The organism is Pseudoduganella sp. jia 9 (assembly GCF_055502615.1).
The window spans coordinates 68636-94536 of the sequence record NZ_JBUPWE010000019.1; the positions used below are offsets into that span (position 1 = coordinate 68636).

Consider the following 25901-nt stretch of genomic DNA (forward strand, 5'->3'; position numbering starts at 1 on the left):
GTGCTGGTGGATCGATTCTACGCCCGCCGCTACCGCAACACCGGTGACAGGCTCCCATTTTCCTGAAACATTTCAAAATAATCGGAGCCTGTCACCGGTTTTGCCACTGCTTATCTACAGCCCGGGGTGGTACTCCCGCTCCAGGTTCTTCAGCACGTCTTCCTTGTAGAACAGCACATCCTTGAATTCGCCCCGCGCGTACATCTCGGCCTGGTCGCTGAAGTGCGGCGATGCCGGGTCGCCGCTTTGCCCGCCGGCCAGGATGCTCTTCGCGCGGATCCTCTTGCCGAATTCCACGGCCGCCACGAAGCTGTTGCCACGCTCGCCGTAGATGCGCTTCGTGGTTTGCGGCGACGTCATGCCGTAGGCCGCCAGCGCGCCCCAGTTGCCCGATGCGTACGGCACCGGGATGCTCGGCTTGCTGTCGTCGAACGGCTGCACGATGTCGCCCGTCAGGCGCTGGAAGCGGTTGATCTCGCCCCAGGGCGTGCGCCAGGTGCCGAACGCGCTCTCCAGCCTGGCCGATGCGCGCGTCAATGCCTCGAGGCGTTGCACCGGCGTGATGCGCTTCTCGGCGTATTCCAGCACCGGGATGCCGGCTTCCTTCGCCGCCGGGCCATGGGTCTTGACGAGATCCTGCAGCCAGTAGATGCCCAGCGAGGTCGGCACCGAGGCCAGCGAGTAGCGCATGTCCCAGTCGCGCAGTTCGGCGATCTGCCCTGCCAGGCCGGCCTTCTGCAGGGAACTCGCCGGCGTTTCGTCATAGGCGCGCAACAGCAGCGGCAGCAGCGGCTCGAAGGCCGTCAGCTGGCTGTCGTAGGCGGCGGCGATCAGCGACTCCAGCGTGAAGTCATCCTTGTCCCGCAGCACGCGCACCGCATGGATGCCGCGCGGGTTTTCCGGGTTCATCGACATATAGGCCGGATAGTCCTGCTGGCGCGGGCTGTACGGTCCCGCCGCCGAATAGGGCCAGTTGTTGGTGTTCTGGATCCAGCCGTTCTTCGGGTTGAACAGGCGGATCGTTTCGTCCACGGCGTGCAGGCCCTTCCAGTCGGTGGACGGATCGCTGCCGTCGACCGGCTTGGTGTAGTCGAAACGCGCATCGCGTTTCGGAATGAAATTGCCGTGGAAGTAGGCGATATTGCCGTCCGCATCGGCGTACACGGTGTTGTTCGACGAATTGGTGCGCAATTCCATCGCCTTCCAGAACGCCCTGTAGTCGCGCGCCTTGGTGCGCAGGTACGACTGCTGCAGCGCCTTCAGGGGCTGGTTCATCAGCGCCACGGAGACCCACTTGTCGCCCTCGCGCCGCACTACCGGGCCATGGTGCGTGAAGTACGCGGTGACCTTCTTCTCGGCCATGCCGCCCGGTACCCTGAACGGCAGCACGATCTCGACTTCGCGGACCGGGCGCTGCTCCTTGCCGTACTGGTACCAGTACTTGCCGTCTTTTTTCGTGACGGTTTCAAGGAACTCGTCGATGACGTCGCCGCCGCCGGACGTGTGCATCCAGCCCAGCCGGTCGTTGAAACCCTGGTATACAAAGAACTGGCCCCAGGTCACGGCGCCATAGGCGTTCAGCCCCGCCTCGCTGACCACGTGGATCTCGGGCCGGAAGTAGAACGATGTATGCGGATTGATCATCAGCAGCGCGTTGCCGCTCCTGCTGAGCGCCGGCGCGATGGCGAAGCCGTTCGAGCCGCCCGGCTCGCGCTCCGTGTCAGCCAGGCCGCTGCCGGCCGGCGCGGCGGCCAGTACCGGGATATCGGCGTAGAAGCGCTGCAGCGACGGCACGTCCACTTCCTCGATATCGCCGCCGATGCTGCCTTCCGAGAAGCTGAGCGCCATCCACGGCTCGAAGCGCGTCAGCAATTGCGGCTGCACCTGCGGGTGCGTGTGCAGGTACCAGTTCAAGCCGTCGGCCCACGCGTTCATCAGCTTCTTCAGCCATGCCGGGCTGGCCTTGTATTGCGCCTTCAGCTCGTCGGGCCGGATGAAGAGCTTCATCCGCAGGTCCTCGTACAGCGCCTTCTCGCCTTCCACCTCGGCCATGCGGCCCAGCGCGGTGATGAAATTGCGTTCCACGCGCCGGAAATCGTCTTCCGCCTGCGCATACAGCATGCCGAACACCGCATCGGCATCGGTCTTGCCGTAGACATGCGGAATGCCCCACCGGTCGCGCAGGATCGTCACCCGCTTCGCCTGCGCCTGCAGGCGCAGTACTTCGGCGGGCTCAAGCTTCGCCGCCCGCGGCGCGGCTGGAGACGCCTGCACGGCCGGAGCCGCCAGCGCAGCGACGGGAAGCAGGCAGGCAAATGCAAGGCAGGTCGGTACGGCGGCGATTCTCGGCATGAGGGCCTTTCGAATGGTTGGTTACGAGGCGTCGACCAGCTGGTCGATGCGCTCGCGCAGTTCGGCATTTTCGGCGCGCAGCGCCGCGTTCTTCGCCTTCAGTTCCGCCACCTCGGCGCGCAGGTGCTCGACTTCGGTCAGCGGCTGGTCCGGCTGCGTCGGCGTCTCGCCACCGTCCTCCCACGGCGCCGGCTTGGCCGGCTTGACGGGACGCGACGCGGCGCGCTGCTCGCGCACTTCCTTGGCGGCCTGCTGCAGCGATTTCTTGCCGCCGGCAACCGCGTTCACCTGCTCGTCCGCCGGCAGCGTGGCCACCGTGGCGGCGGCGTTGATGGAAATCGTACCGGTGCGTACGGCTTCCACCAGCTCCGGCGTAGCCGTCTTCTGGATCTTCTCGATCTGCGAGATGGTATTGCTGGACAGGCGCGCGGCGCGGGCGATGTCCTCGCGCGACGTGCGCACCTTCGGCGCCACCGGCTCGGCATCGGAGTCCGGCGGCGCGATGGCCGCGTCCTCCGCCTTGATGCGCGCTGCATCTTCTTCCAGGCGCTTGGCCAGGATGTCCTTCTTGCGCAGCGCCAGCACGCCACGCTGGAAATCGGACACGCTGCGGCGCCCCAGGTGATTGTCGATCATCCACAGCATCACGTCTTCCATGCTCTGGAAACGCTCGTTCTGCACGACCCTGAACGGGATGCCGTGCTGCTGGCAGATGGCATAGCGGTTATGGCCGTCGACGAGCACGTCGCCCCACAGCACGAGCGCATCGCGGCACCCTTCGGCCAGCAGGCTGCGCTCGAGCGCCTCGTGTTCGGCCTCGGTCAGCGGCTCGATATAGGCACGCAGCATGTCGTTGATCTGGATTTGCATGATTGGTATTCCTTGAAAAAGCAAGCGGCACGCGCAAGGCGTGCCGTCCAGCATGCTACACCAATCAGGGGGACGGGCGAAAGACCGGCCGTGCGTCGATCGCTGCCATGGGCCCCACTGCGGCTATGGCAGGGAGCAGGCGGGCATGCGAAGGGGTCGCCCGCTACAGAAGGGCATTGCAAGCCGCCAAATACTGGTGCCCCGGGCCGGAATCGAACCGGCACGCCCTTGCAAGCAACGAATTTTAAGTCTGTCGCGCAACCATTGCAAATCAATTACTTAGGTGCAAAAACCGTTCCGCAACTGGTTTACTCCGACCCGCATGGATGCTCACTCTTCGCCATGTTTGCGGAACTGACTCCCAAGCAAAAGGTACGGATCCGTCAAGATTCAATGCCGAAATTCCGGCAGACGGCAACCATGGATAATCGTTCCGATAGACCCAACCAGCGGATGCGCGACCTGGTCGACACCGCTGTCCGCCAGCTCGCCGACGTCGGCCGGCGCCGGGCCGCCGGCAGTCAGCAGCGCGAGCACCCGCCCGATCACGTCGCCGTGCTCCTCGAAAAAGCACTTCGTGGACGGCGCGCTGTGTGCCGCTTCAAGCTCGGCCGCCAGCGCGCGCAATGCCTGCCAGCCCGCGTCTATCGGTATCACTCGCTCATTATTCATGGCCTCCCCCCCTGCCCGCGGGGTAGGCCGGCGCGCGTCAGCGACGGTTGATGTGCGTCAAAAGCCGAGCAGCTTCGAAGATGGAAGCGCGAGCGACGGCTCCTCACACGCCACACGACTTGCACATAACTAGTGATATTGTGAAGAAAGCAATTATCGGATATCGTCGAGCATTCTGTTGACAGGAGGTAAACAAAATGAAAAAAGCGCTCGCAGGTTTGCTGTTATCAGCAAGTGCTGTTGCTGGCTACGCCGCACCAGTGTCCGTCGAAATTTCTTATCTAGGCGCGCTCAAATATTGTGATTGTGGAGAGATGATAACTGACCCTTCAGCCAAGCTGGAAATCAGCTTTAAGGGAGAAGATCTCAATAATGATCAGGTGATTACATTCGATGAAGTAAGCAAACTGGTCGCGTTTGGCATAGACTTCACTAGTCCACCGCCGCCTCAGCAGGAGTACTACATCACTACTTTTCAATACCTGAGTAACCGTGATTTCTATATTAGTCTCGCTCATGGCATCTATTTTCCAAACGGCCATTTTGATTTAGCGGGCCGTTTTGGCGCAACAGAAACAATGGCAGATTGGGAGATCGACTCGCGTGGCCCGTGGGATGGCCCGTGGGGTCGCTGGACTACAGATCCTTATGTCACCACCGTATCCATCTCTTCTGTTCCTGAACCTTCCGCTATTGCCATGTCTGCTATTGGGCTCGGTCTCATAGGGTTCATGGCACGCCGCCGACAGCGCGCTGCCTCGCGTTAATCGCTCATTGGCACCGGCAGCACGTCCCAGTGGCGCTAGCCGGTAGTGATCACCCGTGCCTTGTGATCACCGCTACGGTGGTTGTCAGCCTGAGAAAGGGTCAGTCGCCGTCAACGGGCGCACGAGCCACACTTGTTCCACGTGCACGGGCTGGCCATCTTCCGCCTTGATCTCGTAGCCACTCAACACGAAGCCGCGTTCACCGGCCTTCTCCACGAGCGGGTCGAACAGCGGTTTGTAGACTGAGCCCAGGTGCGTCGAGCCCACCTTTATCAGGTCGGCCATGTGCGACGCGCCACCGCCAGTTTGGTGTTTACTGGTCGGACCCAGCAGCAGGCGGCCGGCCATCGGTACCGCGGCGCGGAACTCGTCGCACGTGATGCGCTCGCCGTCGCGCCGAAGGAGGACAACAGAAACCGGCAACCCTTGCGGGCGCTCGGTGCGCGGTGACGCGCTCATTAGACTGCTGGTGCCAGACATTCGAACCTCTTGCCAATACTGTACGCCCATACAGTATAGCAGCCGACACTACTCGACCGTCGTTTCGCCCGCTACCGGGCCATTATTTAGCGCGCGGCACTCGTCGAAACGCTGCTCGAGACGTTCGAACTTCCGCACGAGTCGGCCCGTGTCTGCGGCGAGGCCGAGAATATCAGCAGCCACCGCCGTCATCGGCGAGCTCGAACGCGTGATCGCCCGGTGCGTCGCCCGCAGCCCCATGAGCATGAAACTGGTCAACAACAAGCACGGGCTGCCGCTCTCGCGGTGGGAATACCGCGGTGCGTTGGACCGGGCCCGGCTGGCAGCGGCTGAGAAATATCCTGACCTGGCCGACGAAATCGCGCAGTACCAGTTTCGCGACCTGCGCGCGAAGGCCGGCACGGACAAGGATGAATCGCACGGCGCGGGCGCGGCGAAGGACCAGCTGGGCCACAGCTCCGACCAGATGACGGCGCACTATATCCGGCACAGCCGGGGCAAGCTGGTGCCGCCAACACGGTGATCCCGGCGACACAATTCCGCGATGCGCCGAAGGTGACGTTTAACATTATTGCGGAACTACGCCAGAATTGCGGAACTGGCGGGCAGCGGGTTTGGACCATCAATCGGCTTGAAACCCGCATGAATACTGGTGCCCCGGGCCGGAATCGAACCGGCACGCCCTTGCAAGCAACGGATTTTAAGTCCGGTGTGTCTACCAGTTTCACCACCGGGGCACAGCCCTGCATTATGACATGCCCGGTATATTTCGCAAACCCGGCCGTTCGGATTTCAGCTAACGGACGTGGGCGCGATTTCGTTCGTCCTGCTGGGCAGGACGGTTCAGGCAGACACGGCAAGCGTTTCAGACCAGCAGGCAATCACGCAGCCCACCCGAACAGCGCCAGAGACCAGGTTAACGCCATCATCCCAAGCAGCAACACGGCCGTTCGGCGCAATAGCCACCAGCGCAGCAGCAGGAACGCCACCAGCCACATAAAGCTGCCTAGCGTCGTTACGGTAAAGAGAATACCCAGCGCCCGCACCGGTGCATTGATGATCACCGCCGGCAGCAGCAGCACGTAGATCACGATCATTGCCGTGCCGGCCCGCTTCATCAGCCGTTGGGAGCGGCGCATGGTGCCGGGATCGACGGGGGACGGCGATGGCCGTGGCTGCGGTTGCTGCGGCTGCGGTGACGGCGGCGACGGCGACGGCGCGGTCGGCGTACGCGGGCCCGACACGCGAGCGGGCCGGTGCCGCCACAGGAGCAGGCCGCCCCAGGCCAGCAGCAGCGCGAACAGCATGGGCCGCTCAGCCAGCGGCTGAGCACGCCCGGTCATGCTGGCCAGATAGGTCAGGTTTGCCATGGCGGCACACGCCAGCGTGGTGCCCCACCATCCGGCGATCAGCGCGCGCGGCCCCTTCCGGCACAGCCACAGCAGCGTGCCGTGCAGGGCCATCGTCATCAGCCATAGATACCCGTGCCCAAGCATTTGGTCCGGAACGACCCACAGCAGCAGCAGCATCAGGCCATACGCCGCGGCGACAACTTGTGCAAGCGCCATCGCCCAAGTCTCGCGGCTGGCGCTCCACTGCTTCAGCACGCGGTAAAAGAGCGTGCTGGCGGCCGCGGTAAGCAGCGCGCAGACTCCCACCGCCCATTGCACCTGTTCGTAGGTATTGACCTCGAGCCATACGCCGGCGCCGAACACGGCCAGCGCAGACGGCAGCCAGGCGCGCAACACGGCCCTCGAGAATGCGCCGTGCGAGTCTCGCACAGTCCCGCTATCGAGCAGGCAAAACACCTCGGGCGAGACCCTGCCGGCCATGGCGCGCCAGCTTGCAGCGTCCGGGAACCGGGTCCGCGCACACCCTTCCACGACGGCTTCCGAGCCGGGTGTGCCGACAATCATCGCACCATTGGCAACGTCGAAGGGAGCGCAAGGCTTGCCATCGGCCACCAGCCGGACCTTCAACTGCGTACGAGCCTGGGCCGTCGCGGCCGGCGGGACCTGCCCATGGTCCAGCACATTGAGCGGCAGCCGGCCGCTGCAGGACGACAGCGTCGCGCACAGGCTGTCCACCGTCGTACCGGCCGGCAGCGCGGGATCGTCCAGGTCCACCACCCACAGGGCCGAAAACGACTCGATACCGCCGCCCTGCAGGGCCTGCGCTCCGGCCAGGCCACCCGCGCCAGTCGCCTGGTCATCATCCCAGTCCGCCAGTCGCGGCCAGGGATCGAGCTCGTCGCGTTGCACCCCGGCCGTCATGCCGCCTCTCCGGTGATGGCCGCCAGCGGTGCGATGATGTCGGCCTGGACATGTCCGAGCGTGGCCGCCCAGTAGCCCAATGCTGCGTATGTATCGGCGGCGAAACGGTTACGCACGGTGCGGCACGGCGCCGCATGCAGCAGCGGCAGCGGGCGCCACGTCTCGTCGATCAGCAGGTCCAGCCGGATCGCGCCGTCGCGTTCCCACACCAGTTCGAATTCATGGGTCTGGCCCAGCTCGTCGAGCCGATGGCTGCCGAAGTCGAGCGCCTCGCCGTCCAGCAGCAGCCGCGGCATGGCGGGCGACTGGCTGGTCTGGCGCCCGAAGCGTTTCCGTGCCGGCAGCCGGCCCTGCGCGGCGACGAGCGGCTGCGTGCCCCGGCCTTGCTCCCATGCCAGCTCGGCCCATGCCCGGCACTCGCGCCAGGGCGCAATGAATTCCGCGGCGGCGGGGATCTCGCCCTGCAGGCGCCAGTCCAGCAGGGCCAGCGCGCGGCACGCGTCGAGAAGGTAGTCCGCGCCGTCCAGGCCGGGAAGCCGCAGCGTCACGTCCTGAATGTCTGCCTGGCCGGCGGCTGCCAGCGCGCGCAATGCCGCCGCCCAGCGCGCGGCGCGCGGCAACAGGCCGGGCTCCACCACGGCCGTCACCGTGTCGCCCGGCGTCCAGGGACCGCCGGCATGCAGGCTCAGGCTGCCTTTCAGTTCGGCGGCGGGAAAGTCATCGAGTCCTTCGTCGTCCTCGCGGCAGAGCACCATGCCTGCGCGGGTCAGCCACGCACTGGCCTGGACGGCGTGGCGTTTGCCGGCAACTTCGAGCACCAGCGCCGCGGCGCAGATTTCGACGTGCGCAGTCATGGCCCGCCCTCCTCCAGCGCCCGCAGTGCCGACCGCAGTTCCGGCACGCGCCGCTCGCGCAGGCGGCGCAGCGCCGCCGCACCTGTTTCCAGGCGCTTTACTGCCGCGCCCGCATCTCGCGCCTGGGTTTCGGCCAGCTGGCGTTCGCGGGCTCCGCTGCCCGGGTTGCCCACTAGCGGGGCCCCTTCGGCCAGCAGCGCCAGCGAACGGCGGATCGACCGTTCGCCGTGCTCGGCAAGCTGCTGGCGCCACTCCTGCCATACGGCGTCGCCGCGCTTGCGCAGCAGTTCGCGCAGCTGCGCCTTGCCGCGCTCCAGCACGGTCTTCTCGGCCAGCATCGATTTACGCCAGAACGTGTACACCGAGACCAGGATGGCCACCACGAGCACCAGCGCGCCCACGCCCCAGTATTCCTTTGCCAACCCCTTCAACTGCATATTCGGCGAGAGGCCCAACATGGCGAGGAAGCCCAGGGGCCCCAGTATCGCCATCGGCGTGCGCGTGACTTCCTTGGCGAAGCGCCCGATGGCAGCAAGATAGTCGCCGCGGCGCCAGCGCGCGCCCGGCGACGCATCGATGCGGCCAAGCGGCTGCAGGTCGTCGAGCGCGCCCGCCTTGCGCGCCAGCGCCAGGGTGGCGGTGGGCGGCAGCGGTGGCACGAACAGGTCGTCGTGCGCCGCCTGCCCGGCCGCTGCCCCGTCGCCGCGCGCGCAGAGGAAGGCCTGCCGGCTGCGGCGCGGCAGTCGGTTCGCCGCGGCCTGCATCAGCTGCCAGGTTTCAAAACGCAGGTAGCCAGCCAGCACCGCCAGGTCGCCCTCGCGCAGCGACACGATCTCGAAGGCCGGGTCGATATCGGGAATCGCATGCGTGGAGGCCAGCCGCTGGATGACGAGGACATCGGCACGCCGCGCGATCTCGGCCCACTGGGCCGTCCAGAAGCGCTCCAGCTCCGCCAGCGTTCGCCCATGCTCCTCGCGCAGGTGCCGTCCCAACGCTTCGATGCGCTCGGCCCCGCTTGCCGGCGCCAGCAGGTCGAAGCGGCGCAGCAGTTGCTCGCCGGCGATACGCTGCACGTGCAGTTGCCGCGCCCGTCGTGCGGCGGCCTGCAGCAGGCGCCGCGCGTCCAGTTCGAAGGCGTCGATGCGCTGGCGCGACGTGCTGCCCGCAAGCTCCCGCGCGGCATCGGGCTGGCCGCCCTCCGTGCGCAGATCGTTGCGGTGGGTGCGCAGTTCGTCGTCCAGCGCATCGAGCTCCGCCTCCAGCCGTTCCACACGGCGCTGGCGGGCCCGGTCCGGCGGCGGTGCACGCTCGGGCGGTGCGGCCGGACCAGGCGCCGGTGCGGTAGCCCGCTTGCGCTGGGCGGCCAGGGCGTCGCTGCGCTGCAGCAATGCCTCTTCCAGTTCACGCAGGCGGGTGGCGAGCGCATCATCGTCGCCGTCGAGCAGTACGGCTTCGTCCAGCCGGCGCCGCAGCGAGGCGGCCAGCCGTTCGGCCGGCGGGCGGGCCGCGGGTGCCAGGTCCTGCGCGCGGCGCTCCAGCTCGCCCAGCTTGCCGCGGTCGCTCCGGCGCCGCGACAGCCGGGCCCGCTCGGCGGCGACGTCGCGGCGCAGCCGGGCGACGTCTTCCTGCAGCGCGCCGGCGTCCGCGCGGCCGTCCGGCGCATCCATTGCGGTTTCAGGCAACATCGGACAACACTCCAACGATATCGTCCAACGTGCCGGCCGTCAGGTTCAGGCCGGTCTGGGTCACCCGCATCGAGTCCGTGAACAGCCCGATGGTGTCGTCCACGCGGCGCACCACGTCCGCCATCGATGCCTGCAGCGCCACGTAGCGCTGCAGGCGCTCGCGCATGGCCTGCGCAGCCTCGTCGGCATCGCCGCGCAAGTGGCTCATACTGCTGTCGAGCAAGCTGTCAACGTGCCGTTGCGCGTTGCCCGCCGTTTCCTGCCATGCCGAACTGGCCTGTTCCAGCGCGTCGGTCAGCTGCGTGTCGGCGCGCCCGGCCACGCCAGCCACGTCGTCCCGCCCCGCCGCCAGCACCGCCGCGGCTGATTCCGCCAGTTCCACCAGCGTTTCCGAAAACGCGTCGGCCGCCAGGCGGGCCTCGCCGGCGGCATCCTCGATGGCCGCCTCGGCAACTTCAGCCGCCGCTACCAGCGCCTCGGCCGCCGCGGCCGTTTCATCGGCAAGCGCGGCGCATTCGCCTTGCAGCCGCTCGCGCAGCGCCTCGACGCGCCCGGCCAGTGCGGCAAGCTGGTCCGCCGTGACGGCCGGCCCGGCGGCGTCGCCGCCGGCCTGCTCCAGCGCGTCCATGCGACTGGCCAAGGCCTGGGCCAGTGCCAGCGCTTCGTCGATGCCTGCCGCTTCCGCCATGCCCCCCCCCCGTTACACTGATATGCCGACCGCCTCGGCGAGGCCGGTCACGCGCTCGACCTGCTCCAGCAGCGGATCGAGCACGACCTGCACGGCATCGAGCAGCGGCTGTGTGGCTGCCCGCTCCCCCTCCGACTGGCGGATCGCCGCCGACAGCGTTTCGCGGGCATCCGCCAGCGCGGCCAACAGCAGGCCCTGCAGCTCGGCCGCGGCCTCGTCGAGCCGGTCGGCGCAGGCGTCGAGTGCCTGGCGCTGCAATGCGTCGACCTCGGCGATGCGGCCCTCGAACGCCTCCGTCAACGGCGTCAGCAGCACGCCTTGCGCCGCTTCGCCCAGGCCATCGGCGAACTCCACCGACGCGTCCGCCACCTCCCCGGCCGCATCGCCGCAGGCATCGGAGAACTGACCGGCCTCGTCGCGCAGGCCGTCGGCGAATTCATCGATCCGCGCGATCAGTCCGTCCAGCGCCTGCACGGTATCATCCACTTCCGCGGTGGCCACGGTCTGCCATGCCGCCAGCTGGCTCAACGCCCGTTCGCTGCTTTCCAGCGCGGCATCGGCGCTCTCCTGCACCTGCTGGTTCAGGTCCGCCAGCGCGGCGGCCAGGGCGTCGAGCAGGTCGGCCGCGCCATCGTCGCCATCGTCCGGCGCCCCCAGCAACGGCAGCAGGCGCGCGTCGAGCGCCGCCACGGTTTCCTGCAACACCGCGAGATCGTCCGCCATCGGCTCCCCCGCTTCAGAATCCGCCGCGCGCCAGCTGCAGCGCGGCCTTGATGACGCTGACGGCGGCCCGCAGCGCGACCAGTTGCGGCACCAGCGGCCCGACCGCACCCATGATCGCGACGCTGGCCTGGGTCAGCACGACGTTGTCGGCGATCTCCCGGCACATGTCCTGTTCGACTTGCCGGAATAGCGCGCGAGCCTCCTGTTCCACTCCCTGCGAGAAACGCGCCGCGGCGTTGTCCGCCAGGCGCTCGGCGCGCTCGGCCACGGCAGTGTTCAGCGTTGCCGCGCTGCGCTGCACGCCGGCCTGCAAGGCATCGTGCGCGTCGCCGAAGCTGTCGGAAAACCTGGACAGCGTGGCGGAGAAGGCGTTCCCCATTTCCTTGTCGAGCGTGCCGTCCAGGGCACCCAGCGCTGTCTCCGCCGCTTCGAGCTCTTCGGCAATGTCCGCTTCCGCCAGGGCCTCGCCGCGGTCGCCCAGCTCGCCGGCGCGTTCCTGCAACGATTGCCGCGCCTCGCCCAGCTCGCTGCGCATTTCTTCCGCGGCCTCGACCAGCTCCTGCCATGCCGTCTGCTGCACCTGCACCAGCCCGGTCACCTGCTGCGCCAGTTGCCGCAGTTCGTCGGCGATGCCGGCAAGGGCGGTGGCGGCCGGTGCGCTCATGGCCGCTCACGCGATCGCGGCGACCGCGTCGAGGGCCGGCCGGATGCCGGTGACGACCTGGACGATGCCGTCGATCTGCCGGGTGATGTCGTCCAGCACGTCGATGACGTCGTCGGCCGCGCCCAAGCCGGCCGATTCGATCCCGTCCAGGGCCTCGTTCAGTGTCGCGAACACTTCGCTGCCGGCGGCGCGCACCTGCTCCAGCCGCTGCGCAGTGGCACTGTCGCGCAACGTCTCCGTTCCTGAGGACACCGCGCGCATGGCCTCGCCGAACGACTGTTCGGCCGCCTTCGACAGGCCGGCCGCGTCGTCCACCAGCTGGGCAAGCCGTTCCTGCACCGCGCTTTCCAGTGCCTGCGAGGCGGCCGCGGCGCTGTCGGCATGCGCCGCGGCGGTGTCCTGAGCCGCGGCGAATTCCTGCTGCAGCTCCTCCACCAGCGCTTCGATCTGCGCGGCGCTTTCGGCCAGCGCTTCCTGCCACTGCATGCGCGCCTGCTGCAACTCGTCGAGCATCTGCTCGATCTCGTCGATGCTGTCGAGTGCGCTGGCCAGGTGCGCGGCGGCTTCGTCCCGGGCGCCGCCGGCTTCGAGTCCGTCAAGTTGCGCATCGATGGCCTGCAGGCGCGCGACCAGGGCGGCCAGGTCCGCAGCGGCACCGGCGCCAGGCACTGGCTCGGCGGGCGCGTGCACGGCTAGTAACCGTTGAAGGGGAACACGGCGCTGTGCAGCGCCAGCACGCCGGTGGTCACCGAGCCGAGACCGGGCATCTGCAGGCCGCTGCCGCCTTCGACCGGAATGATGCCCGGCCGGGTCGACGCCAGCAGCCCCTGGGCATCGATGATTTCCTCGATCGACAGCCGGAACGTGCCGCCGGCGCTGTGCGGTCCCACCGTGGCTCCCGGGTCCTGGAACAGCGACGCCTTCGAGTTGAACTGGTGCAGCTCGACCGGCCGCGTGGTCGTGAAGCGGCTGGGCGGGCCCGCGTACGTCATCGAGCCGGGACCGGGGATCTTCGGCAGCGAAATGCCGAGGCCGCCGGCCGTGTAGAAGAAGAACGCCGTCTTCTTCGCGTTCAGGTCGACGATCTGGAAGATGTAGTTATCGGCCTGCAGCAGCAGCGCCGCGGAGAAACCGCCGACGACCCGTATCTCGAATTCGGTCGACTTGGACGGGCCCGGCGGTTTCGGCGGCGGCGTGGTTGACATCCACGCGATCTCGATGCGCCGGTTGGCGCGGCGCTGCAGCTCGCTGGCCGGCTTCTCGTAGATCAGTTCGCGCGTGCCGAGCGCCTCGGTACGGTAAGCGATCAGGCCCAGGCGTGCCGGCGGCAGCTGCCGCCGCCGCGCCTCTTCGTCGACGAATTCGCGCAGCTTCGCCACGCCATTGTCGGCGCGCTGCCGGCTGATCTGGGTTTCGAAGTCGCGCCCGCGCTGGTCGAGGTCGGCATGGCCGATCACCAGCACTTCGACACGCCGCTCGGCGGCGATCTCGTCGACCAGCTTTCCCGAGTACCAGCGCAGTGCATCGAGCTGGACCGGGCTCAGTTCGGTACCGTGGACCGGATAGTTGGCGATCGGGAAGGAACCGTCGCGGGCCTGCGCCGCGGCGGCACCGAACAGCAGCACGCACAGCAGCATGCGCAGCACCTGAAACCATCTGGTCCGGTAGTTCATGGCGCGCTCCTGCGGGTGTCGGTCCATTCAGCGTACCGGATCGAAACGGAATGTCAACACGTTAACCAAAAAGCAACTCAGCGGCAAAGACGCCGCCGATGCCGGCCCGCGCGCCCGGAAGATGCGCCATCCGCGCACACCACCTGCTATGCTTCGGCCATGACTACCGATTCCGATATTGAACTGTCCGGCGCGTTCCAGGCCACCGACAGCAGCGGCCGCACCCATGACGTGAAGGCCATCCGCATTTTCGACGAAGGCTACGGCATCATCGACGTCTACGTCGACTTCGCCAAGCCCCTCGACGGCGGCCACAAGGATGCCGTGCTGCTGAAGCAGCTCGTCGAGCGCCTCCGCACGCTCGGCTACAAGGGCCCCGACTTCGGCCTCAGCGATGCCGGCCTGCAGGAAAGCAAGCTGATCGTACTGGAAGCGCCCGAGGAATTCGCCGCCTTCGCCAAGAGCCGCGGCTGGAAAAACCTCGCCGAAGAGTTCGACGAGTAAGCGGCCAGCCTGCGCAAGCACGTTCCTGCGCGATCTGCCCCGCGCGGCCAGCCCCGCGCGGCCAGCCCCGCGCGGCGCCCCTCGCCGTTCCGGGTCGATCACTCGAACCGGAACGTCAGACTCCCCCGATACTCGCCCTGCGCCACCGGCCACGCCGCCGCCGGGCCGAGCACCTCCGTGCCGCTGAATTTTTCGCCGATGGCGGGGATCGCATGCAGCCACGACAGGTCACCGGCCGGGAACTCCACCGTCGTGTTCGCATGTGAAATGCGCGGCGTGCCCACGCGCAGGTAGCCGTCGGGCTGGCCGGTGCTGACCAGCAGCGCGCCGGACGCCGAGTCCAGCCGCGCCCAGCGCACCCCGGCAAAGAAGCCCTGCGATTCGGGGTAGCGGAAGGTCTCGCCCGGTTGCTGGTCGAAGCGCGCCACCTCGTGCACACCCAGCCAGGTGCCGTGCAGGCGGTTTTTCCACACCCGGTAAGGCCCCTGCCCCAGCCAGCGCATCGAGCGCTGCGCGCTGTCCGGATGATCGAACGTCACGCCGTGGTACTGCACCGTGCCGTCGAGCCGGTACGCATAGTCCAGCCGCAGCGCGCCATCGGCCTCCAGCGTCCAGCGCACGCGGTCCAGGCCGGCGCCGCCGCTCGCTTCCAGCCACGCCGCCGGCCTGCTGCCGGCGCCATTGCCGGTGCCGCTGGCGACCCGGGCGGCCGCGCCATCGGCCGCCGGGAACCGCTGCGCCGCATGCCCCAGCCGTACATCGCCGAAAGCGAGCGGCTGGCCGTGCTCATCCACGGGCTGGGACAGCCGCACGGCCAGTACCGGCTGGGGCGGGAAGCGATACTCGTTGCCGTCGGAACGCCGGCGCGAGGCGTCGAACACGGTCTTCCAGGTCTTCCCGTCGGCGCTGATTTCCAGCTTGAAGCGGGCATAGGCCGTCTTCCTGTCCGGGTCCGGCAGGATCTCGATCACGCTGGCCGTCTGCGCACTGGCCAGCTGGCGGATGCCGCTGGCGGCATCTTCCCGGGCAAACGGCAGCCAGGCGACCGCCGCCCCTGTGGCCGGGCGCGCATAGGCCAGACGCGGACCATTGGCCAGCCCCGACACGCGGTCGCCGTTCTTCAGCGCCAGCAGCCGGCCGGCTGCATCGAAACTCGCCGTGACGGCGCCCGCCACCATTCGCCAGCCATCGGCCACCTGTTCCACGCGCGGCGTGGCCGCCGCCGGCCCGGCCACGGCCACGGCCACGCTGTTGGCCGGTGCCGCGCGGGCGGCCAGGTCCGGGGCCGGATAGGTCCAGGTCCACAACTGCCCGCCATCCGGCCCGGTGGCCGTCACTTCCAGCGCATCGGCGCCCCGGCCGCGCCAGTCCGCCGGCAGGCGCAAGTCCAGCGTGCCGCTGCCGCGTGCCGCGACGCGCGGTCCGGAAACCTCGCCCTTCGCCAGGATGCGTACCGCGGTCGACGCGGCCGACGGATCGGCGTAGCGCACCAGCCGCCAGCCGAAGCGCACCTGGTCCAGGTTGTGGAAGTCGTAGCGGTTGTCGACCTTCAGCCTGCCGTCGAAGCGCGCGTCGAGCACCGCGTCGTCAAGCCACACCGGCGACCAGATGTGCCGGACCGCGTGATAACTGCCCTCCTTCTCGTGTGCCGGCCCGACGATGCCATCCGGCCCATAGGTGCCATAAGGGTCGACACGGTTGCACTGGTCGGTGCGCACCACGCCTTCGTCGTTCAGCGCCCAGATCACGCCGCCCACGCCGACCGGCGAGGCCATCATCGCGTTCCAGTAATCGTCCAGGCTGGCTGCGCCGCCGCCGTCGTACAGGGCGTGCATGAATTCCGTCGGCATGAACAGGTTCGGGCCCTGCAGCCGTTCGTTGAGCAGCTTCCAGTTCGGATAATGCTTGGTGTCGATATCGCCGAAGATCGCCCACGGGTGGATCACCGGGCGCTTCTGCGGATCGTACTTGTGGTATTCATCATCCAGCTCGAGATTGAAACCGCCCTCGTTACCGTTGGCCCAGAACAGGATGCTGGGGTGGTTGACGTCGCGCGGCACCATCTCGCTCACCAGCTTGCGGCCGATGGGCGTGCCGTGCGCGGCCTGCCAGCCGGACAGCTCGTCGATCACGTACAGCCCCAGTTCGTCGGCCGCCCGCAGGAAGGCCGGGTCGGGCGGATAGTGCGACATGCGCGCCGTGTTCATGTTCATCGACTTGATCAGGCGCGCATCGGCGTAGTTGTCTTCCGGATCGAGCGCGCGCCCCGTCGCCGGCCGGAAACTGTGCCGGTTGACACCCTTGATGACGATCTTGCGCCCGTTCAGGTACAGGCCGTCGCCCTTGCGCACCTCGAATGTGCGGAAGCCGAAGCGCTCGGTGGCGGTGTGCAGTGCCTTGCCGCCCTGGCGCAGGGTCAGGCGCAAGGTGTACAGGTTGGGCGTTTCGGCCGACCACAGGCGAGGCCGGGCGATGGCGGCTGACAGTTTCAGCGGGCCGCCTGCCTGGTCCGCGGCAACGCTGAACGGCCGTCCCACCGGCTTGCCCGCGGCATCGAGCACCTGGCCTTCCACCGTGGCGCCGGCAGCCGGGCCGGCCAGCGTCACCGTCGCGGACAGGCTGCCGTCGGCGCGCGCATCGATGGCGGCATGGGCGATCGACCGGGGCGGCGCGGCTTCCAGCCATACCGGCCGGAAGATGCCGCCGAATACCCAGTAGTCGCCGCGCCGTTCGGCCTTGTCTGTCAGCGGGTCCGACGCCTTCTTGCTGACATCGACCTCGAGCACGTTGTCGCCGCCGTGCCTGACCAGTTTGGTGATGTCATGGCTGAAGCGGTAGAAGCCGCCCACATGCGGCTCGCCGGCCTGCACGCCGTTGACGCGCACGGTGGTTTCCGTCATCGCGCCCTCGAACACCAGCCTGATCGCGCGGCCCTGCCACGCTGCCGGCACGGCGAACTTCAGGCGGTACTGCCCCTGTTCCGTATGGCGCTTGTCGCCTTCGCCGTAGTCATAGCCGCCGAATCCTTGCAGCTCCCAGTTCGACGGCACGGGGATGGTGCTCCAATCGCCGGCGCGCCGGCCCGCGGAGACCTTGAATTCCCACGGCACCGCCGTAGCGGGGCCGGTGCCGGACAGGTAGCGCTGCTCGGTGACCGGGGCGGCGAGCACACTGCCGGCCATGGCCAGCAGCGTGGCCGCGGCGGCCAGCCGGCACGCCGTGGCGGAGAAGATCTTCGGGACGAACGTCGGGGCGATGGGCATGGCGTTGGAAGCGGATGGCGGAGCTGCCCAGCATAGCGTCATTGGGCCTCGAAGTCAGCCATTCGGCCCAATCGCTCACCATCGTGCGCGCACCGTCCTGTACACACCATCCTGTACACACCCTCGAGCGCACACCGCCCGCAATGCGGCAGGCCGCCGGCATCGTTGAAACGACACCGGCGGCCTGCAGGAATGGACTACGAGGGAAAGACTTTACTGCGTGATGCGCTCCCAGCCGTGGCGAACGGCGGCCTTCACCTTCTCCCACGTGGATTCGGGATAGCGCGATTCCCAGCTGCTGCGCAGGCCGGATTCCGAATCGTCCCAGGAGCGGCCGGCATAGCTGTCGCTGCCGCGCATCGAGGAACCGTAGCGGTAGGCCGGCGCGTAATCGTCATAGGTACCGCCGGACGAGGCCAGATTGCTGGTCCAGTGGCTGCGATAATAATCCTCGTCGTCGGTGCTGCCCAGCTGCTCGACATCGACCTCGGTGTGGCGCACGGTATCGCTGATCTGGTCGGTGCGCTGCGTAACCTCCTTGCCGACCACCACCTCCTCGACCACGCGGGCGGTTTTCTGCACCACCGCTTCTTCGGCATTCTCGCGCAGCTCGAACGAGGTTTCCTGGAACGCGCCCACCTGCGCCGGGTCGACCGGCCGGTCCACCGGGCGGCGTTCCACGTTGACGTGTTCTTCGCGCAGGCTCACGCTCTCGTTGACCGGCGTTTCCACCATGCGCTGGTAGATGCGCACGCCGCCGCGCTGCACCATCCGCTTGCCGACCTTCAGCTCTTCCTGCATCACCGGAATCACCTGCTCGTCGGTCCCGGCGCGCTGCAGCGAGCCGGTATCGGCATAGCCCTGCTGCGACCCCTGCGTGCCGGACGGATAGTGCACGCCCTGCGTGCCGGAGACGGTGGTGCCTTGAAGGTTATCATCGCGCAGCAAGGCGCTGTCTTGCGATGAACTCTGCTGCGACGAGCTTTGCTGCGAGGCGCCGAGCAAGGCACCGCCGCCGCTGCGCGCGCTGGACGGATTCCAGCCGCTCGCTTCCCACTGCGAACGGTGCTCATCGATGTCGATCGGGCCGAAGCGCTCGACGATGTCGGCGGCACGTTCCACCTCATCCTGGGTGGCGGCGGTCACGGTCAGCACCGTGTTGCCGCGGTTGACCGCTTCGCCATAGACATGGCGGTCGTCGTCATCGTCGCCGAAGAAATTGCCGAAGAAATTCTTGATGCTGTCGCCGATCGAATGTTCTTCCGTCGCGGACGAGGCGGTGGTGCCGGTGGAGCTGGTGGAGCTGGTGCTGCTGGCGTCGGCCGTCGAGGAGCCGGTGGCGCTGAGATTGATGGAACCGGCTCCGATGCCCGAGCTGACCAGTTCGTCGCGGGCGCTCTCTGCGTCGGCGCGGTTGTCGAATACTGCTGCTAGCGTATGGCTCATGATGGGTTTCTCCTGTTTTTAGGCTGACTTGGGTTGGTTGGGGTCGCCATCCCGCGCGGCTTCATCGAACGCCTCGACCTGCACGTCCTCGGCCCGCAACGACACGGTTTCCCGATACTCCTGCTGCCTGCGTACCCGGGTGATGCGCAATTCTTCCTTGATGCGGAAGCGTTTTTCGATCACCAGGATTTCTTCGGTTACCGGCACCACCAGCACGTCGCCTTCGTAGCGCGACGGCGGCGCTTCGGCGACCACGCGATCGACGGCGACACGCTGCACGTCCAGTTCCTCGTGCCAGAGCTGTTCGCTGATCTCGACGGGCTGCTCGGTGACGTTGCGGGTAACGCGTACCCCGCGTCCGGTATCGACGACACGGGTGGTAACATCGATTTCCTCGCGTATTACGGGCACGGCGACGGGCTCGTTAGCGGGCACGTTAGCGGGCACGTTAGCCGGCACGGTGACAGGTCCGCTGCTCGTCCCGATTGGTTGCGACGTTTTGTCCATGCCAAAAAGTCTACGCTGATCGACAATGGAGCAGCGCTACATTGCCGCGCTGCACGGACGCGTGCCGCCATGGTTCGCATTGTTTTCACCGCGCACGGAACATTGTGTCTCTTCCCAATCGGCGCGACACAGGTTAGCCTTGCGGTAAGCGAACGGCACCGGTCCAGGCCGCTCACTCATCAGTTGCGTGGACCGCCATTCCCATGGGCCAGACAAGCATGCAGGAAACCCGTAAAGACGAACTGACGGCGCAGAAAGTCCATATCGGCATGATCTTCAGGCAGATGCTGGGCCCTGAGGACGCGCGTGCCTATCTGCATGCCGAGAACGTGCCCGAACCGGTCATCGAGCGGGTGGTGGCCGGCGAGACAATCCGGCTCGACCAGGAACTTCCCGAGCTGGCGCCTGCGCCGGCGCCGCCCCCGTTGCCCGACCTGAACAATATTTTCTATGGCAGCTCGGGACGCCGGCGCAACACGGTGAAGTCGGCCATCGTCGAGGCGGCCCTGACGGTCAGCAGGGAGCTCGGGCGCGAGCGGGCCGAACAGCTGCTGCGCCGCGAAGCGCTGCCGGACGACGTGATTGCCAGGGTGCTGGCGGAAGATGCCACGTGCCGCCGCGCACGCTAGCGGCGCCGCTGCCGCCGGTCAGGCCGCGAACCTGACGCAGTCGCGGCCCTCGCGCTTGGCCTGGTAGAGCGCCGCGTCGGCCCGGCCGTAGGCGGTCTCGAAGGTAGTGCCGCGCTCGAACCAGCCGGCGCCGATGCTGGCCGTGACCGCCCTGTCGACCGGGTCCGCATGGCGCAGCCCGCGCAGTGCGTCGCACAGCCGCTGTGCCACGCCGGCCTCCTGGCCGCGCTCCAGGCCCGGCCAGACGATCGAGAACTCCTCCCCGCCAACGCGCCCGATGGCGGCCGGCGCCGGCACCAGCGCCTTCAGGCCATCGACCACGGCGCGGATCACGGCATCGCCGGCCGGGTGGCCGAAATCGTCGTTGATGGCCTTGAAATGGTCGATGTCGAGCACCAGCAGCGCGGCCGATTCGCGCCGCAGCACGCCGCCGGCGTAGTCGATCAGCGCGCCGCGGTTGAACACGCCGGTGAGCGGATCGTGCGTGGCGCGGTGCTGCAGCTGCAGCGCCAGCTCGTGCAGTGCGCGGTTCATCTGCTGCATGTCGCGCTCGGCCCGGTCGCTGCGCCCGATCAGCCGGCGCGTCTCGCGCATCAGCCGTTCGTAGTGCGCGATCAGTTCGCCCAGCACGCCCCGGTGGTCGGCGCCGGCGGCATCGCTGGCGAAGGTCTCGCGCGCCCGCACCAGCGCCTGGGCCTCGGCGGCGAACAGGTCGGGCTGCTCCGTCACCGTCATGCCTGGCCGGCCGGCAGCACGCAGTCGACGAATTCGAGCGCCGCGAAATCGTCCTGCAGTTCCTGGCCGAATTCGAGGATCGTTTCGTCCTCCTCGTCGCGGTACCAGTGCAGCCGCACCTCGTTGCCGAAGATGGCCGACTCGTTCAGGGCATCGAAGATCGCGAACAGCATCTTCGTGCTCGAGCTGTTGAAGTAGGCCAGCGCCACGTGCACGTCGATCGACTGGCCGTCGCACAGCGCCAGGTAGCTGCGCAACTGGTCGAGCACGGGTCCGTAGAACGCGGCGGCGTTTTCCGGATACGATTCGCCGCGGATCGACAGGTGGTTCCGGGTGAATTCGAACGAGACTTCGGGCGAGGTGGGCGATGCGGGAAGAAAGAACGGTTCCATGGGGATCGGTAAGAAAGTCAGATGGTGGCGGCGATGCAGAACACGGTACGGCCGGCATCGGTACTGTCGGGCAGGAAGTGGAAGTCCAGCGGCGCGCTGGCATCGCGCGCCATCGTCAGGAAACCGAGGCCGGCGCCCTTGCTGTCTTCCGGAGCCGCCTGCCGCAGGGCGGTCTTGTAGGCGGACCTGATTTCCTCCACCGTCATCGCGCACAGCGGTCCGATGCGGCCGCGGATCGACTCCACCCTCTCGTTGGCCACAGGATTGGCGCACAGCAGGTGGAAGCGGTCGCCGGAGGCGGCGATGCAGAAGGCTCCGCCGCGGATCTGCCGGTCCGGCTGTTCGGCCGGCGTCAGCGCGTCCGCCGAGTAGTGCATGATGTTCTGCGACATTTCCACGAACGCGGAAAAGATCCGGCGGCTGGTCGGGCCGGCGGTACCGGCGGCATTCAGCCGTGCCTTGATGGTCTCGGCGATCGCGCTGACCACGTGCTGCGAAAAATAGCCGGAATAGAAGAAGATGACCTGGCGCTGGCTGGCGGCATGCCAGAACTCCTGGAACTGTTGATATTGCAAGGCGCTTGCTCCGGTAAGGGTTGCTTCGGTAAGGGTTGCGTCGGTAAGGGTTGCGTCGGTAAGGGTTGCGTAGGTCAGGGTTGCGTCGGTCAGGGTTGCCACGGCGGCGGCCGGCATCATGGCCTGCAGCACAGGAAGGTGACGTCGTCGCGGCGCGGCTGGCTGCCCTGCCAGCGGGCCAGGGCCTCGGCCAGCATCCCGGCCAGGCCGGCGGCGCTGGCGTCGCGATGCTCCAGCAGCAGCTGCTGCACGCGCCGCTTGCCGAACGAGATCTCGCGTTCGCCGCCGATCTGGTCGAACAGCCCGTCGGTACAGGCGAACAGCAGGCTGCCCGGCGGCAGGTGGGCGGTATGCACGGGCCAGCGGTATTCGACCGGGGTTTCCGTGTAGCCGATGCCGGTCCGCTCGGCATCGAGGATGCGGAACGCCGTGTCGCCGGGCGCCAGCACGAACAGCGGCAGGCGCGCGCCGGCATACGACAGTTGCCGCGTCGCGCTGTCGAACCACAGCGCGGCCGCGTCCAGGCCATCGTTCGACGATGCCGCGCTGCCGTGGCGGGCCCGGGCATGCTGGCCCAGCATGTCCTTCACGCCGCGATTGAGCTCGGCCAGCAGCGCGGCCGGATCGCGCGGCCCGCAACCCTGCAGCGCCTGTGTCAGCAGCGACGAGGCGATCAGCGTCATGAACGCGCCCGGCACGCCGTGGCCAGTACAGTCGGCGATCACGGCGCACCAGCCATCGCCGTATTCGGCGACGTGGTAGAAATCGCCGCCGACCACGTCGCGCGGCTGCCACACCAGCGCCGCATCCGGCAGCGCCGTGGCCAGCGCTTCGTCGGAGGCGCGCAGCAGCGCGCGCTGGATCACGCTGGCGTATTCGATGCTGTGCATGATCTGGCGATTGCGCTCGGCCTGCATGTTGGCCACCACGTTCATCAGCTGCAGACCGTAGCCCACTCCCTGCAGCTGGCCGGCGCGGGTGATGATGAAGCCGTCGGCCAGGGCCTTCTCGCCCGATTCCACGGCGCGGAAAGTCAGCGCCTCGATCGACAGGTCCGCCTCCACCACCAGCGGCGCCTTGTCCATGAAGGCGATGCAGCTCTTGCGCCCGTACAGCTCCTGGTAGAACGGCTTGGACATCTGCGACATGAAGATGTTGCGGCTGATGAGGCCGATGGGGCGGCCCTCTTCCACCACCGGCAGCGTCATCAGCTCGCGCCGCTCGCTAAACAGCGCCATCACGTCGCCGTTGCTGGCATCGGCCGGCACGCAGGCCGTGGCCACGCACAGGTCGGCCGCGGTGGCCGGTCGAAAGCGCGGCAGGGAATGGCGGGACGGATTGAATGTGTCGGTCATGGCGGCTCGGAAAAGTATCCGAACATTCTATGAAGAAATTATGACGACGCCATGACGACAATAATCATTTGCAATTGATATTTCCTATAAAACAACTACAGCCCGTTCCTCCAGCACCGACATCAGCTGCGGCCGCGCCAGCAGGCCGCCGGCCTGGCGGGCCGGCAGCGGCGCGGCGAACAGGAAGCCCTGCCCTTCGTCGCAGCCGAGGGCGATCAGCGCGGCCAGCTGGCCGGCCGTTTCCACGCCTTCGGCGACGATCTGCATATCGAGCGCCTTGGCCATCGACACGATGGCCTGGAACAGCACCCGCCCTTCCGGCGACACCGTCAGCTCGGAGGTAAACGCGCGGTCGATCTTGAGCACGTCCATGTTCAGCCGCTGCAGCTGGGCCAGCGACGAATAGCCGGTGCCGAAGTCGTCGACATGCAGCCGCACGCCGAGTTCGCGCAGCGCCGCCAGTTCGCCGTGCACGTCGACGCCTTCGGCGAACATGGCCGATTCGGTGATCTCGATTTCCAGCATGGCGCCGGCCAGGTGATGGCGCGCCAGGTGCATCGCCAGGTGGGCATGCAGGCCGCCGTGCCCGAACTGGTGGGCCGACACGTTGATCGATACGGGCACCACGGCCAGCCCGGCGGCGCGCCACAGGGCCATCTGCCGGCAGGCTTCCTCGATGACGAACTGGCCGATCGGGCCGATCAGCCCGCACTCTTCTGCGATCGGGATGAACTTCGCCGGCGGCACCATGCCCAGCTCGGGATGGCGCCAGCGCAGCAGCGCCTCCATGCTGCACAGCCGGCCGCTGGCCAGGTTCACGCGTGGCTGGTAGTGCAGTTCGAACTGGCGCGCGGCCAGGGCCCCCTGCAGGCTGTGGCGCAACTGCGCGCGGGCGGTGGCGGCAATGTACAGGTCGGGGTCGAAGAAGCGGTAGCGGCCGCCGTGCTCGCGCTTGGCCGCGGCCAGCGCGATGTCGCCATGCTTGAGCAGCGTGGCGGCATCCTCGCCGTCGCGCGGGTAGCAGCTGATGCCGATCGAGGCGGTGATCGCGTAGCTTGCGCTGCCCAGGTCATAGGGCCGCGACAGGGACGCCGCCACCCGGCCGCCGATCGCCGCCAGTTCCTCGTCCGAGCCGCCGGGGGCGATCACCACCACGAACTCGTCGCCGCCGAGCCGGGCCACGATGTCCTGCGGCCGCAGCAGGCCGCCCAGGCGCAGCGCGGCCTGCTTCAGCAGGTCGTCGCCGGCGCCGTGGCCGTGGGTTTCGTTGACGTGCTTGAAGCCGTCCAGGTCCACCAGCAGCAGGGCCAGCGTGCCGTCGCGCTGCGCCGCCTCCTCGATCGCGTGCGGCACGAAGCGGCTCACCCATGGCCGGCCCGGCAGGCCGGTCAGCGTGTCGTAGTTGGCCAGGTACAGCAGCTCGCTCTCGTAGGCCTTGCGCTCGCTGATGTCCTGCAGCGTGATCGCCAGCCCGTTGCCGACCCGGACGATGCGTCGGCGGCCCCAGGTGATCTGCATGCGCCGGCCGGCCGGCATCTGCCGCTCGTCCTCGTAGATCCCGGCCGCCATGGCGGCGTGGTAGGCCTCGAGCATCGGTCCGCCGTGTTCGCGTTCGATCACGGAAATGCGCCGGCCGATCAGGTCGTCGCGGCCGCCGCCGTAGAACGAAGCGCCGCGCTCGTTGCAGTCGACCACCACGAAATCGACCACGGTGCCGGTGGTGTCGCGCACCGCCTGCGCCATGTAGAAGCCATCCTTGGCGTTTTCGGTGGCGGTCCGGTAGGCCAGGCGCACTTCCTCCTCGGCCACGCGGCGCCGCTGGTGGCGCCGCGTGGCCGCCGCCAGCACCAGCGACGCCAGCAGCATGCAGGCCGAGATCACGGCCCAGACCCGGCGCACCGCGGCGGCCCCTTCGTCGGCCGAGGCCAGCGCGTCGGCGGTGGTTTTCGCCGCCGCCGCGATCAGCGGGTAGACGGCGGAGCGGTGCCACGCCAGCAGCCGCGGCGCGTCGTCGGTGAAATGGTTGCCCGCCAGCTGCGTGACGCCTTCGCCGCCGGCAAGCGGCGGCGCGATGCCGAACAGCGTGCCGCGGTCGCCGCCGCCCTGCCGTTCCAGACGAACGCCGCCATTGTCCGCCACCAGCGCGATCACGCCGTGCCGGCCCAGCACCCTTTCGTTGTAGAACGACGTCAGGTAGTCGGCGCCGATCACGAGCGAGACGATGCCGGCGAATTCATTGTCCGGAGACTCCAGGCGCAGCGTCATGCGCACCTGCCGCTGCGGCTCGGCGGTGTCGCCCGGCGCCGCGCCGATGCGCAGCGCGCTGGAATTGTTCTGCCGGTGGTAGCGCAAGGCGGGATCGTCAAGGCCCAGCGCGGCGCGGCCGCGGTGGGGGATCGCCGACACCACCCGGCCGGCGGCATCGACGATGGCGACTTCGACGAAGGCCGCATCGATGAACATGCCGTCGCGCCGCAGCGCCGCCAGGTCCAGCTGGCCGGGCTGTTCCCAGGCATGCTTGAGCTGGACGGCGACCTGCTCCATCTGGCTCACCGAGCGCGTCAGGTACTGCGCGTAGGCCTCCGCGTAGGAGCGCACTTCGCGCATCGCGTCGCGTTCGGCCAGCCGGCGGTCGTGGCGCAACTGGGCGTCCATGACCAGCCAGTAAACGGCGCAGGCCAGCACGGCCAGCAACGGCCAGAGCGCCGGCAGCCAGGAACGCGGGGCAATCCGCGCGAGAGAACGTGGGAGGAGCATAGGTTGCTCATGGTAAATGCCAACTGTGACCGCACCA

The 25901-nt window shown here is 67.8% G+C and carries 25 protein-coding genes and 1 tRNA gene; 4 read left to right on the plus strand and 22 right to left on the minus strand.

The window, feature by feature from the left end; translation table 11 throughout:
- Positions 1-114 precede the first annotated feature (114 nt).
- The 3 genes from ACY34H_RS23895 to ACY34H_RS23905 all read right to left on the minus strand — a co-directional run bounded on the left by ACY34H_RS23895 (position 115) and on the right by ACY34H_RS23905 (position 3894).
- Positions 115-2352, minus strand: coding sequence for a penicillin acylase family protein (locus ACY34H_RS23895; RefSeq protein ID WP_464979966.1), 2238 nt, complete (start codon positions 2350-2352; stop codon positions 115-117).
- Positions 2353-2373: 21 nt separating this feature from the next.
- The gene (locus ACY34H_RS23900; protein WP_464979967.1) at positions 2374-3222 is read right to left on the minus strand and encodes a hypothetical protein; all 849 of its coding nucleotides are present in this window, start codon (positions 3220-3222) and stop codon (positions 2374-2376) included.
- Between the two features lie 390 nt (positions 3223-3612).
- Positions 3613-3894 carry a hypothetical protein gene (locus tag ACY34H_RS23905; protein ID WP_464979968.1) on the minus strand — a complete coding sequence of 94 codons (282 nt, stop codon included), beginning with the start codon at positions 3892-3894 and terminating at the stop codon, positions 3613-3615.
- 197 nt (positions 3895-4091) lie between these two features.
- On the opposite strand from ACY34H_RS23905, the gene ACY34H_RS23910 reads away from it, so the two are divergent.
- Positions 4092-4661 carry a PEP-CTERM sorting domain-containing protein gene (locus ACY34H_RS23910; RefSeq protein ID WP_464979969.1) on the plus strand — a complete coding sequence of 190 codons (570 nt, stop codon included), beginning with the start codon at positions 4092-4094 and terminating at the stop codon, positions 4659-4661.
- 84 nt (positions 4662-4745) lie between these two features.
- Here the strand turns inward: ACY34H_RS23910 and ACY34H_RS23915 are convergent, their stop codons facing one another.
- The gene (locus tag ACY34H_RS23915; RefSeq protein ID WP_464979970.1) at positions 4746-5120 is read right to left on the minus strand and encodes a hypothetical protein; all 375 of its coding nucleotides are present in this window, start codon (positions 5118-5120) and stop codon (positions 4746-4748) included.
- 69 nt (positions 5121-5189) lie between these two features.
- Positions 5190-5387 carry a hypothetical protein gene (locus ACY34H_RS23920; protein ID WP_464979971.1) on the minus strand — a complete coding sequence of 66 codons (198 nt, stop codon included), beginning with the start codon at positions 5385-5387 and terminating at the stop codon, positions 5190-5192.
- Here ACY34H_RS23920 and ACY34H_RS23925 point away from each other — a divergent pair.
- Positions 5380-5664 (plus strand): tyrosine-type recombinase/integrase, encoded by a 285-nt coding sequence (locus tag ACY34H_RS23925; protein WP_464979972.1) that lies wholly within the window; start codon positions 5380-5382, stop codon positions 5662-5664. The two genes, ACY34H_RS23920 and ACY34H_RS23925, sit on opposite strands and share 8 nt — an antisense overlap.
- 127 nt (positions 5665-5791) lie before the next feature.
- On the opposite strand, the gene ACY34H_RS23930 is transcribed toward ACY34H_RS23925, so the two are convergent.
- The 9 genes from ACY34H_RS23930 to ACY34H_RS23970 all read right to left on the minus strand — a co-directional run bounded on the left by ACY34H_RS23930 (position 5792) and on the right by ACY34H_RS23970 (position 13701).
- Positions 5792-5878: transfer RNA gene (locus ACY34H_RS23930), tRNA-Leu, on the minus strand.
- A gap of 144 nt (positions 5879-6022) precedes the next feature.
- Positions 6023-7414, minus strand: a complete 1392-nt coding sequence (locus ACY34H_RS23935; protein ID WP_464979973.1) for a hypothetical protein — start codon at positions 7412-7414, stop codon at positions 6023-6025.
- Complete coding sequence (locus ACY34H_RS23940) at positions 7411-8268, minus strand: hypothetical protein (RefSeq protein WP_464979974.1); 858 nt, start codon at positions 8266-8268, stop codon at positions 7411-7413. The genes ACY34H_RS23935 and ACY34H_RS23940 overlap by 4 nt, the downstream gene beginning before the upstream one ends.
- The gene (locus ACY34H_RS23945) at positions 8265-9953 is read right to left on the minus strand and encodes a hypothetical protein (protein WP_464979975.1); all 1689 of its coding nucleotides are present in this window, start codon (positions 9951-9953) and stop codon (positions 8265-8267) included. Before ACY34H_RS23945 ends, ACY34H_RS23940 begins: the two co-directional genes overlap by 4 nt.
- Positions 9943-10641, minus strand: a complete 699-nt coding sequence (locus ACY34H_RS23950; protein WP_464979976.1) for a hypothetical protein — start codon at positions 10639-10641, stop codon at positions 9943-9945. The genes ACY34H_RS23945 and ACY34H_RS23950 overlap by 11 nt, the downstream gene beginning before the upstream one ends.
- 12 nt (positions 10642-10653) lie before the next feature.
- Positions 10654-11364, minus strand: a complete 711-nt coding sequence (locus ACY34H_RS23955; RefSeq protein ID WP_464979977.1) for a hypothetical protein — start codon at positions 11362-11364, stop codon at positions 10654-10656.
- Between the two features lie 13 nt (positions 11365-11377).
- Complete coding sequence (locus tag ACY34H_RS23960) at positions 11378-12028, minus strand: hypothetical protein (RefSeq protein ID WP_464979978.1); 651 nt, start codon at positions 12026-12028, stop codon at positions 11378-11380.
- A gap of 6 nt (positions 12029-12034) precedes the next feature.
- Positions 12035-12718, minus strand: a complete 684-nt coding sequence (locus ACY34H_RS23965) for a hypothetical protein (RefSeq protein WP_464979979.1) — start codon at positions 12716-12718, stop codon at positions 12035-12037.
- Positions 12719-12720: 2 nt separating this feature from the next.
- Positions 12721-13701 carry an OmpA family protein gene (locus ACY34H_RS23970; RefSeq protein WP_464979980.1) on the minus strand — a complete coding sequence of 327 codons (981 nt, stop codon included), beginning with the start codon at positions 13699-13701 and terminating at the stop codon, positions 12721-12723.
- Between the two features lie 159 nt (positions 13702-13860).
- On the opposite strand from ACY34H_RS23970, the gene ACY34H_RS23975 reads away from it, so the two are divergent.
- Complete coding sequence (locus tag ACY34H_RS23975) at positions 13861-14205, plus strand: hypothetical protein (protein WP_464979981.1); 345 nt, start codon at positions 13861-13863, stop codon at positions 14203-14205.
- A gap of 98 nt (positions 14206-14303) precedes the next feature.
- On the opposite strand, the gene ACY34H_RS23980 is transcribed toward ACY34H_RS23975, so the two are convergent.
- From ACY34H_RS23980 to ACY34H_RS23990, 3 genes are all read right to left on the minus strand, one after another.
- Complete coding sequence (locus ACY34H_RS23980; protein WP_464979982.1) at positions 14304-17468, minus strand: glycoside hydrolase family 2 TIM barrel-domain containing protein; 3165 nt, start codon at positions 17466-17468, stop codon at positions 14304-14306.
- 213 nt (positions 17469-17681) lie between these two features.
- On the minus strand, positions 17682-18914 hold the full coding sequence (locus ACY34H_RS23985; RefSeq protein WP_464979983.1) for a YsnF/AvaK domain-containing protein: 1233 nt from the start codon (positions 18912-18914) through the stop codon (positions 17682-17684).
- Positions 18915-18932: 18 nt separating this feature from the next.
- Positions 18933-19325, minus strand: coding sequence for a YsnF/AvaK domain-containing protein (locus ACY34H_RS23990; protein ID WP_464979984.1), 393 nt, complete (start codon positions 19323-19325; stop codon positions 18933-18935).
- 299 nt (positions 19326-19624) lie between these two features.
- On the opposite strand from ACY34H_RS23990, the gene ACY34H_RS23995 reads away from it, so the two are divergent.
- On the plus strand, positions 19625-20050 hold the full coding sequence (locus tag ACY34H_RS23995; RefSeq protein ID WP_464979985.1) for a hypothetical protein: 426 nt from the start codon (positions 19625-19627) through the stop codon (positions 20048-20050).
- An 18-nt stretch (positions 20051-20068) separates the two neighbouring features.
- Here the strand turns inward: ACY34H_RS23995 and ACY34H_RS24000 are convergent, their stop codons facing one another.
- The 5 genes from ACY34H_RS24000 to ACY34H_RS24020 all read right to left on the minus strand — a co-directional run bounded on the left by ACY34H_RS24000 (position 20069) and on the right by ACY34H_RS24020 (position 25864).
- A complete protein-coding gene (locus ACY34H_RS24000) occupies positions 20069-20785 on the minus strand; it encodes a GGDEF domain-containing protein (protein WP_464979986.1) in 717 nt (238 codons plus the stop codon).
- On the minus strand, positions 20782-21177 hold the full coding sequence (locus ACY34H_RS24005; RefSeq protein WP_464979987.1) for a DUF1987 domain-containing protein: 396 nt from the start codon (positions 21175-21177) through the stop codon (positions 20782-20784). The genes ACY34H_RS24000 and ACY34H_RS24005 overlap by 4 nt, the downstream gene beginning before the upstream one ends.
- 17 nt (positions 21178-21194) lie before the next feature.
- On the minus strand, positions 21195-21872 hold the full coding sequence (locus ACY34H_RS24010; protein ID WP_464979988.1) for a SiaB family protein kinase: 678 nt from the start codon (positions 21870-21872) through the stop codon (positions 21195-21197).
- A complete protein-coding gene (locus ACY34H_RS24015; RefSeq protein WP_464979989.1) occupies positions 21869-23107 on the minus strand; it encodes a SpoIIE family protein phosphatase in 1239 nt (412 codons plus the stop codon). Before ACY34H_RS24015 ends, ACY34H_RS24010 begins: the two co-directional genes overlap by 4 nt.
- Before the next feature lie 84 nt (positions 23108-23191).
- Positions 23192-25864 carry a bifunctional diguanylate cyclase/phosphodiesterase gene (locus ACY34H_RS24020; RefSeq protein WP_464979990.1) on the minus strand — a complete coding sequence of 891 codons (2673 nt, stop codon included), beginning with the start codon at positions 25862-25864 and terminating at the stop codon, positions 23192-23194.
- Between the last annotated feature and the right edge of the window lie 37 nt (positions 25865-25901).